This window comes from Vreelandella arctica, assembly GCF_037070215.1.
Lineage (GTDB): Bacteria > Pseudomonadota > Gammaproteobacteria > Pseudomonadales > Halomonadaceae > Vreelandella > Vreelandella arctica.
This window is the reverse complement of sequence record NZ_JBANSN010000023.1, coordinates 1-14,376: the sequence shown is the minus strand read 5'-3', so window position 1 is coordinate 14,376 and position 14,376 is coordinate 1. Positions and strand designations below refer to the sequence as shown.

Annotated in this window: 12 protein-coding genes and 1 pseudogene; 7 read left to right on the top strand and 6 right to left on the bottom strand. The window is 51.0% G+C overall.

The genetic code is table 11. The annotated features are described in order from the left end of the window. Nucleotides 1–15: 15 nt before the first annotated feature. The 5 genes from V8L70_RS16955 (at nt 16) to V8L70_RS16935 (ending at nt 3,952) form a co-directional block, all read left to right on the top strand. The gene (locus tag V8L70_RS16955) at nt 16–1,449 is read left to right on the top strand and encodes an aspartate aminotransferase family protein (RefSeq protein WP_101147452.1); all 1,434 of its coding nucleotides are present in this window, start codon (nt 16–18) and stop codon (nt 1,447–1,449) included. A 116-nt stretch (nt 1,450–1,565) separates the two neighbouring features. Beyond that, nucleotides 1,566–2,243 (top strand): haloacid dehalogenase type II, encoded by a 678-nt coding sequence (locus tag V8L70_RS16950; RefSeq protein ID WP_101147451.1) that lies wholly within the window; start codon nt 1,566–1,568, stop codon nt 2,241–2,243. Nucleotides 2,244–2,304: 61 nt separating this feature from the next. Beyond that, a complete protein-coding gene (locus V8L70_RS16945) occupies nt 2,305–2,652 on the top strand; it encodes a putative quinol monooxygenase (RefSeq protein WP_008956294.1) in 348 nt (115 codons plus the stop codon). Nucleotides 2,653–2,696: 44 nt separating this feature from the next. Beyond that, complete coding sequence (locus V8L70_RS16940) at nt 2,697–3,164, top strand: S-ribosylhomocysteine lyase (RefSeq protein WP_101147450.1); 468 nt, start codon at nt 2,697–2,699, stop codon at nt 3,162–3,164. 176 nt (nt 3,165–3,340) lie between these two features. After that, entirely contained in the window at nt 3,341–3,952 is a 612-nt protein-coding gene (locus V8L70_RS16935; RefSeq protein ID WP_035559052.1) for a LysE family translocator, read from the top strand. Between the two features lie 239 nt (nt 3,953–4,191). On the opposite strand, the gene V8L70_RS16930 is transcribed toward V8L70_RS16935, so the two are convergent. Beyond that, nucleotides 4,192–4,680 carry a MarR family winged helix-turn-helix transcriptional regulator gene (locus V8L70_RS16930; RefSeq protein ID WP_101147448.1) on the bottom strand — a complete coding sequence of 163 codons (489 nt, stop codon included), beginning with the start codon at nt 4,678–4,680 and terminating at the stop codon, nt 4,192–4,194. A 145-nt stretch (nt 4,681–4,825) separates the two neighbouring features. Between V8L70_RS16930 and V8L70_RS16925 the strand changes: the two genes are divergently transcribed. Both V8L70_RS16925 and V8L70_RS16920 read left to right on the top strand, forming a co-directional pair. Continuing rightward, nucleotides 4,826–6,016 (top strand): hypothetical protein, encoded by a 1,191-nt coding sequence (locus tag V8L70_RS16925; RefSeq protein ID WP_101147447.1) that lies wholly within the window; start codon nt 4,826–4,828, stop codon nt 6,014–6,016. Beyond that, nucleotides 6,016–7,254 carry a Zn-dependent hydrolase gene (locus V8L70_RS16920; RefSeq protein WP_101147446.1) on the top strand — a complete coding sequence of 413 codons (1,239 nt, stop codon included), beginning with the start codon at nt 6,016–6,018 and terminating at the stop codon, nt 7,252–7,254. The genes V8L70_RS16925 and V8L70_RS16920 overlap by 1 nt, the downstream gene beginning before the upstream one ends. A gap of 197 nt (nt 7,255–7,451) precedes the next feature. Here V8L70_RS16920 and V8L70_RS16915 read toward each other — a convergent pair whose 3' ends face one another. From V8L70_RS16915 to V8L70_RS16895, 5 genes and pseudogenes are all read right to left on the bottom strand, one after another. Then, a complete protein-coding gene (locus V8L70_RS16915; protein ID WP_101147445.1) occupies nt 7,452–8,276 on the bottom strand; it encodes a DUF3037 domain-containing protein in 825 nt (274 codons plus the stop codon). Further along, entirely contained in the window at nt 8,273–9,019 is a 747-nt protein-coding gene (locus V8L70_RS16910) for a HipA family kinase (RefSeq protein ID WP_101147444.1), read from the bottom strand. Before V8L70_RS16910 ends, V8L70_RS16915 begins: the two co-directional genes overlap by 4 nt. Before the next feature lies 1 nt (nt 9,020). Next, nucleotides 9,021–12,491 carry a class I SAM-dependent DNA methyltransferase gene (locus V8L70_RS16905; protein WP_101147443.1) on the bottom strand — a complete coding sequence of 1,157 codons (3,471 nt, stop codon included), beginning with the start codon at nt 12,489–12,491 and terminating at the stop codon, nt 9,021–9,023. Between the two features lie 128 nt (nt 12,492–12,619). After that, the gene (locus tag V8L70_RS16900) at nt 12,620–13,891 is read right to left on the bottom strand and encodes a methyl-accepting chemotaxis protein (RefSeq protein WP_101147442.1); all 1,272 of its coding nucleotides are present in this window, start codon (nt 13,889–13,891) and stop codon (nt 12,620–12,622) included. Nucleotides 13,892–14,262: 371 nt separating this feature from the next. Next, nucleotides 14,263–14,376 (bottom strand): annotated as a pseudogene (locus V8L70_RS16895) (IS30 family transposase); the annotation flags it as partial.

Here is a 14,376-nt window from a genome sequence, read left to right as displayed (position 1 = left end):
ATAAGAGAGAACGCTATGAGCTTGCATCAGGATTTGATCGAACGCGATCGTAAAGTCACTTTCCACGCCTCTACCCACCTGCGCGATTTCGCCCACGGCGACCTGCCGGGCCGCGTGATTACCGGCGGTAAAGGCATCAACATCGTGGATAAGGATGGTCGTGAATTTATCGACGGCTTTGCCGGGCTTTACTGCGTCAACATCGGCTATGGCCGCACCGAAGTCGCTGAGGCAATCTACAAGCAAGCGCTAGAGCTCTCCTACTACCATACCTACGTAGGCCACTCTAACGAGCCGCAGATCGAGCTTTCCGAACGCATTCTGAAGATCGCGGGCATGAACATGTCCAAGGTCTACTACGGCATGTCCGGTTCAGACGCCAACGAAACCCAGCTCAAGATCGTGCGCTACTACAACAACGTACTGGGTCGCCCGCAGAAGAAAAAGGTCATCTCGCGTATGCGTGGTTACCACGGTTCCGGTATCGCCTCTGGCTCGCTGACCGGTCTGAAAGCGTTCCACGATCACTTCGATCTGCCGATTGACACCATTCGCCATACCGAAGCGCCGCACTATTACCTGCGTGCCGCTGAGCAGCACGGCATGACCGAGCTTGAGTTCTCTGCCTATTGCGCCGAGAAACTCGAAGCGATGATTTTGGAAGAAGGCCCGGATACCGTCGCCGCCTTTATCGGCGAGCCCGTGCTGGGTACGGGCGGTATCGTACCGCCGCCGGAAGGCTACTGGGATGCCATCCAAGCCGTGCTGGCGAAGTATGACGTGCTGCTGATTGCCGATGAAGTGGTGTGTGGCTTTGGCCGTACCGGTTCTGATTTCGGCAGCCATCACTACAACATGAAGCCTGACCTGGTCACCATCGCCAAAGGCTTAACCAGCGCCTACCAACCGCTTTCCGGCGTGATTGTCGGTGAGAAAGTGTGGCAAGTGCTTGAGCAAGGCACCGGCGAATACGGCCCCATCGGCCACGGCTGGACTTACTCCGGTCACGCACTGGGTTGTGCGGCTGGCCTTGCTAACCTGGATATCATCGAGCGTGAAAATCTGGTGGGCAACGCCGCTGAAACCGGTGCTTACTTCCAGCAGCAGCTAAAAGCTAACTTTGAAGGTCATCCGCTATTGGGCGACGTGCGCGGTGTAGGCCTGATGGCAGCGCTGGAGTTCTCGCCAGACGCCAAGCAGCGCCTGCACTTCGACCCAGCGCTGAAAGTCGGCCCGCGTGTTGCGGCAGCCGCGATGGAAGAGAACCTGATTGCACGCGCCATGCCCCAAGGCGACATTCTCGGCTTTGCACCGCCGCTGACCATTAACCGGGGTGAAGTGGACGAAATGATTGGCCGCGCCAAACGCGCCATTGATCGCGTGACTGATGAGCTAGTGCGCTCCGGCGACCTTAAAACCGGCCAGCAGGAGGCTGCCTTTACGGTTTAATCACCTATATTAGCCTTTTGAGCGCCGCTGCCTGTGCAGCGGCGCTTTTGTTTTTGTAGGCCACGACTATGCTGAATACAGTTGTTAGCCAATTGATAGTAAAGGAGAGGCCCACGATGCAGCCGGTATTAGCCTTCGATGTTTACGGCACGCTGATTGATACCCAGGGAGTGACCGTTGAGCTGGAACGACGCTTGGCCGATGCTTCCAAAGCAGGCGAATTTGCCCGCCGCTGGCGGGAGAAGCAGCTTGAATACAGCTTCCGCCACGGCCTGATGGGCGCCTATGTGCCCTTTTCTGAATGTACCCGCGAAGCGCTGGTCTTTATCGACCGGGCGCTACAAACCGGCCTTTCCGATAACGATCACGATCACTTGATGGCGGTGTATGGTGAGCTACCTGCGTTTGACGATGTCGTGCCCGCCTTGGATCAACTGCGCGATGCGGGCATCCGCTGTGTGGCGTTCTCAAATGGCACTGCCGATGCCGTCTCGACGCTACTGACGCGTGCGGGCGTTGAGAGCCATATGGATGACGTCATTAGCGCGGATGAAGTCAAGCGCTTCAAACCGGACCCCGCCGTGTATTCCCATTTGCGCAGCCGCCTGGAAGCCCGCCCAGAACACACCTGGCTAATTTCCAGCAATCCCTTTGATGTGATTGGAGCTACCCATGCCGGGTTACGCAGCGCCTGGATACGGCGTAATTCGGATGCGCCGTTTGACCCCTGGGGCATTGAGCCCGATATGACGGTCACTGATTTAGGCGCATTGGCCGAACGCATTATTCGCTAGGTTGTGAACCTGCGTAGACAAGCCGCATAATGACGCACGCTTAACGACTTAGGATATGAGCATGTCAGAAAAAATTTACTGTGTTGCCGGCTTTAAACCCAAACCAGGCAAGGAAGAAGCCGTATTTAAAGCACTTCAGACCCTAGAACCGAATACGCACCGGGAAGATGCTTGCATTCACTACACGGTAACGCGCCAGATTGACAACCCCTTTGCCCAGGGCACCGGTTATCCGATCGTGTTTCATGAAATTTGGGCCAGTCGTGAAGAGTTTGAAGCGCACTGCCAGCGTAAAGAGATTCAAGACTTCTTCGCCAAGCACGTTGAGTCACCAGATGGCGATATTGAAGATGCCAACGTGTGTGTTTACACCGATGAGCCATGGAATTTTGACGCGCCCAAGGTGTAAGCGAAATGGTTTAAGCGAAAAGTTTTAAGTAAAAAGGAGCTAACATGACCGATAAAAAGATGAACGTCGAAAGCTTTAACCTGGATCATACCAAGGTAAAAGCCCCATACGTACGTTTAGCCGACATCAAAGAAGGCCAGAACGGCGACCGTATCCACAAGTACGACCTGCGGATCTGCCAGCCCAATAAAGATCACATGGAAATGCCAGCGCTGCACTCCCTTGAGCACTTGATGGCTGAACTGTCGCGCAATCACACTGATAAAGTGGTCGATATCAGCCCCATGGGCTGCCAAACCGGCTTCTATATCGCGATGATCAATCACGACGACTATGACGGCGTGCTGACGATCATCGAACAAACGCTCAACGATGTGCTGGTCGCTACCGAAGTACCTGCCTGCAATGAAATGCAGTGCGGCTGGGCCGCCAGCCACAGCCTGGAAGGTGCCCAGGAACTGGCCCGCAACCTGCTGGCCAAGCGCAACGAGTGGACGGAAGTGTTCGCATAAGCGTTATGTAACCGCACGAACGACGCGCGAACGTATTAATAAAGTAAGAAGCCGAACGCCTCCTGGGTATACGCCCAGGAGGCTTTTTTATTGTCGGTGCATTAACGGATGGAAAACGCCAAACAACGGTGACATGCTGGCACAACGTACGCATTTTCCACGGGTGAGGCATTAACATGTTATTGGACACATGGCTTTTATACCTGATCGCCTGCATTGGTCTATCGCTTTCGCCAGGGCCAAACGGCCTGTTAGCGCTGACCCACGGCGCCATGCATGGCAGCCGTAAAACCCTATTTACCATTGTTGGCGGTGCGACAGGGTTTATGCTGATTATTGCCCTATGCATGTTTGGGATCGGTGCACTGCTTAAATCATCGGTGGTATGGCTGACCGTGCTGAAATGGGTCGGTGGGGCCTATCTTATTTGGTTGGGTATTCAAGTGTGGCGTTCGCCGCCAATTACGGGCGACATTGATATTAATGCAAGCCGAGCGAGCGGGTGGCACCTGTATCGCCAAGGCGTATTGGCATCGATTACCAACCCCAAAGTACTACTGTTCTTTAGCGCCTTCCTACCTCAGTTTATCGACCCCCAAGGCAGTTTGATGCTGCAATTCTTCGTGCTGGCAGGCACCTTTGTGGCTATCGAATGCATCGTGGAAGGCTTGCTCGCCAATATGGCCAACCGCATTCGTCACTGGTTAAAACGCGTCGGCCGCGGATTCAACCGCACCTGCGGCGGTATCTTTGTTGCTATCGGGGCTGCGTTGCCGTTAAGGGCTTAGCGTTGTTCATCCTGATCGGTGACTGTCATTAACATTTATGCAGCCTCTCTTAACTGACATACCTAGCCCATAGACGCGAGCCTCCTGCTGACTGTCCTTGTTATCTTCTGACAACAGCAATAATCGTTCATTAAAGATGATAGCTTCTGCTTCGGACATGACACATATGGATATCTTTATGTTTGCGGCCATTGAAAAAATGCCGTCACCTTCTCAAATGCTTGCTATCAACGGCAGCACTAAAATACATCGAGCGCTGATGAGCTATTTAGCGCGCCACTATCGATGATCTTTCGGCAGAGGCTCAGAAACGTTTTTCGTTCTAAGTCTGTCAGCGCGCCGAATACCTCTTCTTGACGCCGAACCACCTTATTTTCGATCTCCGAAAGCAAGGCGGCGCCTTCGGCGGTAGGAAAAAGTTGCTTAGCGCGCGTGTCATTATTATCTACTTCACGTTTGATCAGGCAACGATCCTCAAGCAGTTTGATTGCCCTGCTGATCGAGTTCTGTGGTCGCGGGAAGAGGAGTTGTACGTCTTTTGCGAGAATGCCTGGAAAATAGCTGACTGCATAAAGCGTTGACCACGCATTTACTGGCATATCATAGTTTTTTTCGATAAAACGGCTAGTTACTTGGTTATTAGCCAGTACGATGTGGCTCATTGCCATTAGATAGCACAGATCTGAGGAGAAGGTCTCCTCAAGCATTGATAACCTTTTGTCAGTCATCCTTGATACCTCTTTCAACGGTATACATACCACCATCCTGTTGCAATATAAATCCATATGGATCTATATTGAGTTTTAGCGCGCAGCATATTACAAGTTTAAAGCTACTTAGCGGGCTGCGTTCAAACCGGAAAAAGGGGTTCTCATGTCACAACTCGCAGCCTTCGCAATACTCGCGTTCATTCTTTATATCGGCGATGTGGCCGCTTTACGTACCAAATCAAAGCTGCCTTCAGTTTTTGTATGTGCCGTTTTATTTCTAATTGGCTATTGGACTTTTTTTCCCGCAAATATAGTTGAGATCGCGGGCATTCCAACACCTGTGGTTTATCTCGCTATATACCTGCTTATTACCAACATGGGCACTTTGCTGTCGATCGATGAATTGAAGCGGCAATGGCGAACGGTCGTCATTGCACTTTGCGGGATCGCTGGTATAGCAGCAATTCTATTCACTGTGGGACGGCTTTTTCTTGATTACCAAACAGTAATTGTAGCAACTCCTCCACTAACAGGCGGCATTGTGTCGTCACTGATCATGTCGCAAGCAGCTTCTGAGGCCGGACTTGAGAGCCTCGCGGTGCTTGCTATATTGATATATGTGATGCAGGGCTTCATTGGCTATCCGTTAACGTCGCTGATGCTTCAGCGAGAAGGACGTCGCGTTCTCAACCTTTATCGGGCTGGACAATGGGTAGTCACTGACGATGCTGCAACCGGTTCGACATTGGGCGAAAATCCTCTGCCGCGCCTCTTCCAGAAGATGCCACCTGCCTACAACACGGTGTACTTCAAACTTTTCCGGCTAGGAGTTGTTGCCTTTCTGGCGTGGGGCGTGGCTCAACTAATTCAACCTCTTTTCGAAATAAGCCCCTTTGTACTTTGTTTGATTGGTGGTGTACTCGCATCCTCCTTTGGCTTTCTCGAACGCCAGCCACTGCAGTCGGCGAACTCTTTCGGCTTTGTCATCATGGTCTTGATGCTGTTCATTTTTGGTGGTCTCAACCGGGCAACACCTGAAATGCTGCTTGATCTCGCTGGCCCAATGTTCGGTGCGATCATTATCGGCATCGCTGGCATGTACATTTTTTCCTACGTGGCGGGCAAACTTTTGGGAATGACGCCGGCCATGGCTTTTGCCTGTTCACTGACAGCGCTCTATGGGTTCCCCGCGGACTACGTTATTACTAACGAGGTGGTAAACACGCTTACCGACGATGAGAAAGAGCGCGCAGCCCTTTCCGCACATATGATGCCTTCCATGCTGGTCGCCGGATTTGTCACGGTGACTATGGTATCCGTTGTTATAGCAGGTATTTTTACAGGATTGATCTAATGACACAGCAGCATATTAACGAATTCCGAGTTCAGGATATGATCGAGTGTATCGCACGGTTCACATCGACACCTGGTAAAGGAACTACTCGCCTTACCTACAGCGCAGAGCACAGGGATGTACGAGATTATCTGCTGGGGAAAATGAAAGAGGCGGGACTGCAGACGAGGGAAGATGCCGTCGGAAATCTTTTTGGGCGAATTGAAGGCAAAAACCCGGCCCTTCCACCCGTGTTAGTGGGGTCGCACTTCGACTCCGTTCCGAACGGCGGTAACTTTGATGGCCCCGCGGGGGTAATCGCTGGGCTTGAAACAGCTTTTGTTTTTCAAGAACTTGGCCTGAAACCAGAACGATCTGTCGAGATTATTGCGATGATTGAGGAGGAGGGTGGTCGTTTCGGTAGTGGGCTATTGGGTTCTCGTCTTCTGACGGGCCAGGTCAAACAGCAGGAACTGTATGAACTGAAAGATCAAAACGGCATATCCGTTGCACAGGCAATGTCAGAGTTTGGGCTGGATCCTTCAAGGTCTGACGAAGTGGCGCTGTCAGCAGGTTCTCTCCACGCCTTTCTGGAGCTGCACATTGAGCAGGGGCCGGTTCTTGAACAAAACCAGGAAGACATCGGCATTGTCACCGAGGTTGTCTCGCTGTCACAGATTGAGGTGACCGTGATTGGTGCGGCGGGCCATGCGGGAACGACTCCAATGAATGCCCGAAAAGATGCGATGGTCGGGGCAGCAGCTGTTATCGCTCGGATTCCTGATATCGTTATAGAGGTGGATAAGGCAGCTGTTGGCACTGTCGGGCGTATAGTAGCTCAACCGGGTGGTGCGAACGTCATTCCTAATAGTGTCTCTTTCAGCGTTGATATCCGGTCGCCGCAGGCGGAAAACGTTGCCGAGATCAAGGGCAAGCTTCGCACAGAGTTGAAGCAACTTCTGGATGACGGTCTTACGTTCGAGATCAACGAAAAGATAACCATTCCGTCCACGCCAATGGCCAAAGAGATTCAGGAACAGTTCGCTAAAGATGCCGATGCCAGTGGAATAAAGCGGCGTTGGATGCCCAGTGGCGCAGGGCATGACGCTATGATCTTGTCGAAAATAACGCAGACGGGATTGATCTTCGTCCCGAGCCGCGATGGTATCTCTCATGCACCTGAGGAATGGACTGACTACGATAAGCTTGCGAAGGGGATTGAGGTGATTTTCCGAACCGCAAAAGCTCTCTCTGAGTGAAATAAACGATCAGAAACTTAGGCTTGGCTTGGCTCCTTCATAGTCTTTCTCTCTCATGTACTAGATCGCAAAATATATTGGCTATCTAAACGGGTATATTTTTTTAGAGTCCATAAGTATCGGCTGCGTAGCACGTAGCCGAGAAACTTTAGTTCACGCAGCATAAAAGCAGCAATATCGTTAAGATGCCTGTCGTTCTATACAACAGGCTCTGCGACTGCCTTGAGAATATTGTATTGCCCTAGTTGCTCGGGAAGTACGCGCGCGGTGTATTGGTTTTCTATCTCACGGCAAATTTCTTGATAAGCGCGTAGTTTAGGGCCTTTGTGTACGTTAGGTGTTTGGCTGATAAACACCATGTCATCAGGAGCATTTTCAGACATTTTCAGTCGGCGTAAATGCGCCAGCCATTTATCTCCTTTTTCAATAATTCGGCTAGCGTCTTCTAGATCGAAGCTGATGGGTTTAATTGCCTGGCGTATACGCGCACCTTCCTGCCAAACAAATGGCAATTTTACGCGAACAATATCATTACCCAGCGTTTGCTCTGTGTATCTGCGATTCAGTGATCTAAGCCAATGCGTAACGTTTTTAGTGAGCTGTTCTTCTGGTGTAGCTATGTGTTTGAAATCATGATGAACATAGCGATTGAATAGCTCGTCAAGGGCAGCCACTGGGTCTTTTGCAGCGAGTGTGCCTGGATTGCTGAAGCGGAACATAGCTTCGCGCGGTTCTACCAATTCATTGAAAATGCGCAATTGCACATCCAATTGACCTTTATGGCGGTTGGCTAAATCAACCGTACGCTTCAGTTCAGTCACGAAATATTGGCGTGCTTGAGTAAACACCTTTGCTGGCAATTTATCGAAAAAATGAGTGATGCGTTTTCGTGAAACAGTTTCGACACGCTGAAGAAACTCGCCATTATTGCAGAGCATGATGATCCCCAGGTTCGCGAACTCACCTGTATCGAGATAGGGCTGAAAGCGCAGTACCGCGTAATTACAAATAATTGCGCTCATATCAAGCTCCAGAAGGACGGATCGCGTAAACGTACTAACAAATTAAAGCGCTCTGCTAACGTGGGCTGTATCTCAGAGGTCTCGTCGTCTATATCTCGGTAGAGCCACTCTAAAGGTATTAAATCAGTGATCATATCCCAATCATTCAGTGCAGCGTCAAGCACCGCTTCGTGGCGTGCGCGTATTTCGAGGTCTGCAAAGCGTTCACGTTGGTGACTAAATACATGATTTTCAAAATTACCTGTGTGGTCTATGGGGTCAAAAGCTAAATTATGATCTATGACCACCAAACCACTTACAGCGCTCCATAGTAGATTTACATTGCCTCCCTGGCTGCTTAAACATCGATCTTCATTATTAACCCAAATATCAAACAGTAAGAGACGCTGCTGGGTACCTTCGTCGATCTCTCCTATTAACGAGAAGAGTAAGTCTTGGCTGTGGGGAGCTACCTTAGACGCAAAGGCCATTCCTCCCTCTAGATCCCCTGCACGTGGTTCTGTTGAAAAGTCCAACATGCCCGTTGGAAAACGCATTAAGGCGTACTCAGCAACAGGCAATTCACAGCGTCGTGCTAATTCAGAACAAATGAGTTCAGATACCAGTGACTGTTGGCCAACGCCATTGACGCCTTTCACAACATATTGATCATTATTTGCATCACGTATGATAAATGGCTTTGTGCGCCCTTGGGTCGATTGGCGCAGAATTTCCTTAGCCTCTACTACGTAAGGTCTTTTCATATCACCTCACCAATCGCCATTGCTCGCCTTCTTGCTGGGCTTGGCCGAGGGCGGCTAGGGCGGAGAGTACCTCGTTTACGCCTTTTACCGGTTTGCGTTTGAACTGGGCTGCCAGGCTTTCGGCGCTGTGTGGGCTGGCGGCGAGCATATCTCGTAGTTGAGTGACTTGGCTGGCCAAGTCTTTGGGCCATGCTGCTTTGGTTTTTTCAGCGGTGAGTGTTTCGCTTGCCGTCGTAGCGCTTTTTAGCTCGGTTTGGGTGGGCGCTGCTTCTTCCGGCGCTTGGTACTCCGGGCGTAGCCAACGTACTTTTCCTTGGGCTTCTTCGGCGACGCGCTGCTTGTTAAGCGCTACTAAGCGCATTAACAGCTCCTCTTCAGCCTCTGCCTGGGCAGCGGGTTTGTCCGGCAGCGGCGTGGTGGCGCCGGGTAGGCCGACTAGCTCTTTTGCCAAGTCATCCCAGCCGTAGACGTTAAAAACTGCTTTGTCTAAAGCATCGTGGTCGGCGAGCAGGGTGCTGACTAAGCCTTGCTGATTGATGGTTTGCTCTTTGGCGTTGAGTTCTTCCCCGGCGCGCAATTTTTCCATCACGTTGTACATGCCGGTGAGCGTCAGCGTTGGGTACTCGGCCTGTTGGCGTTTGCGGTGGGCGTCGATCTGCTCGGCCAGTTGGCCGATCTTCGACGCCTGCTCGTCGGTAAGATCAGGAAAGGGAAAGGTCTCGAAGCAGCGGGTGTTGTTATAGCGGGGATCGTTGCCAACCCCAAGTCTACCGCCTGAATGTAAAGCCCAGAGAGCATGTGTCCGAGAACTGAGGCAAGCTAAAATCCATGTTTTATCCGTAGCAAAAGCTATTAAACCTTGGTCGGGTAGAGTTGGAGATCTTAGTGTTGTGAAAAGTCTATGCTTGGATGTCATCACCGTGACTATGAAGCTATTTAATAGTTTTGTTGAACTGCGAAACCTCGGTTGGTTCTCAGCAAATAGCCACCACTTCTCCCTTCTTGATTTTCTGGAGTCTTGGTCTCTTTTAGGCTTGACTTTTTCAAGTAGCCACTGATATGCATGAGGATAATTTTCCTTTGCAAAATGTTTTTCTAATCCAAAAAAGTCGATAGCAAACAAATTCCTTGGCGAAGATGTTATATCTTTACCGTTCATTATCGGTTTTATTATTTTCTCCATTTCGGTTGTTTCTAAGTGTAGAGCAGGGATATCTTCTCGGCTTATGATGAATCCATCACCCATAAAAACAACCCCTCTATTGCTAAGAAGTTTGTTTGCGTGTAATAGTTTTGCCCCCGCCACATCCGCCCCAATCGTTAAATCAGCAAACACCTTACCTTCGCGGCGGCTAAGCGCCACGCTATGGGCTTCACGATTCTCTTCGCTGCTTTCATTGGTGACTTGCTGCAAAAGCCCTGGTGCTTCGCCAGCGCGGCCCACGGTCATGGCGATGCGCACGGCGGCACCGTCGTTGCCATCTACCCAGGGGTGGTCGGGTATGGCAAAGGTGAGCGACAGTTGCTTTTTGGCATCGCTTAAGTGCGGTTCTAATACGCGGCGGTTAAAGGTTTGGCGCAGGCTGTTGGTGGTAATAAAACCAAATTGCTGGGCGTTGCCAGTGCGGACCGCTTCAGCGGCAATATGCCACCAGTACATCACAAAATCGGCGGATTCCGGCACGGTGCCTTTATACACTGAGCGGACAGCATCAACATAGCCATCGCCCAGGGCGCGGCGCATGGTAGAGGCGCCAATGAACGGCGGGTTGCCGACAATATAATCCGCCTCTGGCCACTCTGCGCGCCTGGGGTTGTGGTAGCGGTAAACGTCAGTACGGCCGCTTTCATCGGGGATCAGCTCGCCCGTGGCGGGGCTTTTCTTCATGCTGATGCCGTCCCAGACGGTGACTTTCTCTCCATGTTCGTCCAAGAGCAGCTCTTTGCTGTCGTATTCAATTAGCGCATCACGCTCTTCGATATTGTGGAAGTCTTTCAGAATCGGTTCGGGCAGATCGAGGCTGCCGTGAATACGGTAGTGCCACTGCAGATAACCAATCCATAGCACGATTTCGGCAATGGCGGCGGCGCGGGGGTTAATTTCCATGCCGAGGAACTGCTGGGGCGAGACGGTTAGCCCTTCGGCGTCCAGGCTGTCTTGCCCACCGCTCAGGTCGGCAATCAGGTTTAATACCTCGCCTTCAAGGCGCTTCATGTGTTCCAGGGCGACATATAAGAAGTTGGCGCTGCCGCAGGCGGGGTCAAGCACCCGTATTTGGCACAGCTTGTGGTGAAAAGCGCGCAGGCTTTCCAACGCTTTGTCGATTTTGCCTTTTTGGTTGTGGGCTTCCGCCACCACTTGCGCAGTGGCCCATTCGCGGCGTAGTGGTTCAATCAGGGTAGGCATTACCAGCCGCTCTACATAGGCGCGGGGCGTGTAATGGGCTCCTAATTTGTGGCGTTCGCGGGGGTCTAGGGCGCGCTCCAGCAGCGTGCCGAAAATAGCGGGCTCTACAAACCGCCAGTCGGCTTTGGCCGCATCAATAAGCAGCTGAATCTGTTCTGCATTAAGTGGAATCGGGTCGATACCTTTAAACAAGCCGCCGTTAAAACGCATAATTTTGGCGGTGAGCACGCCGCTAAAACCGCCGCTGTTCATGCTTTCCCACAGCGAGCCGATGGCGTCAGTAAAGTGTTCAGGGGTTGCTTTCATGCGCTCTAAAAACGTGGTGAAACTGCCTTTGGGCAGTAGCTCCACGTCTTCACTGAACATGGTGAACAGGCAGCGCTTCAAAAAATGCGCCACGCGGTCGACTTCATAGCCATCGGCTTCTAGCGTTTTCGCTAAGGTAGCAAGCTTGCCGCTGACCTCGCGAGTGACGCGGGCAGCGTATTGGCTCGGGTCTAGCGTATCGGGTGCTTCCCATAGCGCTTTAAGGCGTTGCTGAATGTCTGGCTGGCGTAAGTCTTCCAGCTTAATGCGGTAATTACGCGGATCTGGAAAGGGGACATAGGTGCCGCCGGAGCGCGAAAACTCAGAGTAGAGTGCCAGCGTGCGGCCAACATCCGTGACTAAAATAAACGCTGGGCGGCCTTCTTTAGCGGGCAGGGCGCGTACATATTGGTCGGCTTGGTTATAAGCCGCCTGCATGGCTTTATCCCAGCCTTTGGTTTCTAGCCCTTTGCCGGTTTGCTTGGCTTCCAGTACAAACGCGCCGCGCTTGTAGAGGTCGATAAAGCCGCGATTTTCGCTGCCATCAGGGTTTTGAATATCTACCCGGCGCTCAAAGGTGTAGGCGTTTTCGCTGTTATCTTTGCTGGCGGGGTCGGGCGTGGGGAGTTCAAGCAGTGTGCACAGTTCTGAAAGGAAGAGCTGATAGTTGGCCTTTTCGGTGCCGGTGGTGCCTTTCCAGCGCTCGATAAAGCTATCAACAGCGGCAGGCGTGGCAACCGCAACGGGCGAATCGAACATCAGTAAATATCCTTTCAGGCATGTTTATCTAAACTAGTTAAGCTGGGTTAGATAATAGCATGCTTAAAAGCGATAAAAGGAGGTTGATGTGTAAAGGGTGCACTTCCTTGTGCATGAAATCGGTTTGGCTAAATATGCGTATCGGCGGCGAGTTGTTCGATAGAGGTGGCGACATTGCGGGCGTCGTGAAGAATCTTATTCACAATGGTATCAATCTCACTAACGCTGGACTGGCTGGCTTTGCCCTGCTGAATCACTTGCTGCATGGATTGAGTCGTACGTTCTACCAAGCTGCTGTTGTCTTTAAGTACCTGGGTGATTTGCGCTACCGCCTCGGTGGCGCCTTTGGCGAGTTGGCGTACCTCGTTTGCCACCACGGCAAAGCCACGGCCTTGTTCGCCCGCACGGGCGGCTTCTACGGCAGCGTTCAGCGAGAGGAGGTTGGTTTGGTTGGCAATTTTTGCGATGGATTCGGTGATTTTTTGAATACCTTGTGACTGCTTATGCAATTCATCAATCAGTGCTTGCGCTTGGACTAGCGTTTGCGCGGCCTGTGCGGCGCCTTTCACCATCTCATCTAAATGACCCAGGCTTTCTTTAGCGGTTTGCTCAATTTGCGACGTACTGCTTTGTGCTGAGCTTATCGTACCTGTCGTGGCGGTGGCTTTTTCAACCAAAGGCGTAATATTACTGGCGAATTTAACAACGGCTATGACGTTACCGTCTTCATCCTCAACAGGGTTATACGTCGCTTCAAGCCATACGGTTTTGCCCTGTGCATCAACCCGTTCAAAGCGGCCTTTTTTGAATTCACCGCTGGCAAGATTCTGCCAAAAGTTGGGTTGCTGGCGATAAAAATCAGGTCGGCAAAACATAGAGTGATGTTTGCCGATCAGTGCCTCTTTGCGATAACCCATTACTTTTTCAAAGTTTGGGTTTACATCCAGGATGTCGCCTTCTGGCGTAAACTCAATCACGGCCGTGGAGCGGTGCAGGGCATGCAACAGCGAATCTTGGTGTTTAGCTGCTTGGTGGCTTTTAGTAACTTCGTTCGCTACTTTAAGAATTTGAGTTACTTTACCCATACGTGTGCATATTGGCAGGTAGGTTGCTTCAAGCCACACCTCTTCTCCATCTTCTTTAAAACGGCGAAAGCGCCCATGGTGGCTTTTACCAGCGGCAAGCGACAGCCAAAATTTTTGATACTCTGGGCGTTGTGTTTCGGCGGCATCGCAGAATATACGGTGATGTTGCCCTTTAATTTCCTGTAACCGAGCACCCATTACCTCTAAAAACGATTGGCTAGCGTGCTTGATTACCCCTTGTGGCGTAAAGAAAATACAGGCCGTATGATTTAGTAATGCTTTATAGAGTGATGCGTTAAAAAAGGTATTGTACATTTTGCCTTCTCTGTATTTAGTTAAATAATACTGGGAGCACAGGCACAAGGGGAGGCACCTAAGTGAAAAGAGGCTTTATCATCAAGCGAGATTAATTTTTATTAACTGCATCCTTATTGATGAATCTTAACTCATTTTTAATAATATAGTTCTCTTTACACTAGGTTTGTAACCATTCAAATGTGAACAAAAGTTAACTATGAAAGGCGCACGCGATGGGGGCGGTGTAAGAGGCCAACTGATGGTTTCTACTGCTTTGGTGATAGCTGATATTGACATTCGGCCGCCTTACCCCTATAAACGCGAAATAATCCATCACCCTAGGCCCTCATGTTCCTCTTAATCACGATTGCTACCCTTTCAACCTGGATTCAACTAATAAGTGCAGCACCTGCGGTTTCTAGTGCTCCTGAGTATTCACCTAAGAACACCTGGGCTGGGGTTCGGTATCCCAGCCGCTTTCTTGGTCTATCGTTTAGCTTATT

Coding starts and splice junctions, on each gene's coding strand:
- V8L70_RS16955 (WP_101147452.1), top strand. CDS start 16: ATGAGCTTGCATCAGGATTTGATCGAACGCGATCGTAAAGTCACTTTC.
- V8L70_RS16950 (WP_101147451.1), top strand. CDS start 1,566: ATGCAGCCGGTATTAGCCTTCGATGTTTACGGCACGCTGATTGATACC.
- V8L70_RS16945 (WP_008956294.1), top strand. CDS start 2,305: ATGTCAGAAAAAATTTACTGTGTTGCCGGCTTTAAACCCAAACCAGGC.
- V8L70_RS16940 (WP_101147450.1), top strand. CDS start 2,697: ATGACCGATAAAAAGATGAACGTCGAAAGCTTTAACCTGGATCATACC.
- V8L70_RS16935 (WP_035559052.1), top strand. CDS start 3,341: ATGTTATTGGACACATGGCTTTTATACCTGATCGCCTGCATTGGTCTA.
- V8L70_RS16930 (WP_101147448.1), bottom strand. CDS start 4,680: ATGACTGACAAAAGGTTATCAATGCTTGAGGAGACCTTCTCCTCAGAT.
- V8L70_RS16925 (WP_101147447.1), top strand. CDS start 4,826: ATGTCACAACTCGCAGCCTTCGCAATACTCGCGTTCATTCTTTATATC.
- V8L70_RS16920 (WP_101147446.1), top strand. CDS start 6,016: ATGACACAGCAGCATATTAACGAATTCCGAGTTCAGGATATGATCGAG.
- V8L70_RS16915 (WP_101147445.1), bottom strand. CDS start 8,276: ATGAGCGCAATTATTTGTAATTACGCGGTACTGCGCTTTCAGCCCTAT.
- V8L70_RS16910 (WP_101147444.1), bottom strand. CDS start 9,019: ATGAAAAGACCTTACGTAGTAGAGGCTAAGGAAATTCTGCGCCAATCG.
- V8L70_RS16905 (WP_101147443.1), bottom strand. CDS start 12,491: ATGTTCGATTCGCCCGTTGCGGTTGCCACGCCTGCCGCTGTTGATAGC.
- V8L70_RS16900 (WP_101147442.1), bottom strand. CDS start 13,891: ATGTACAATACCTTTTTTAACGCATCACTCTATAAAGCATTACTAAAT.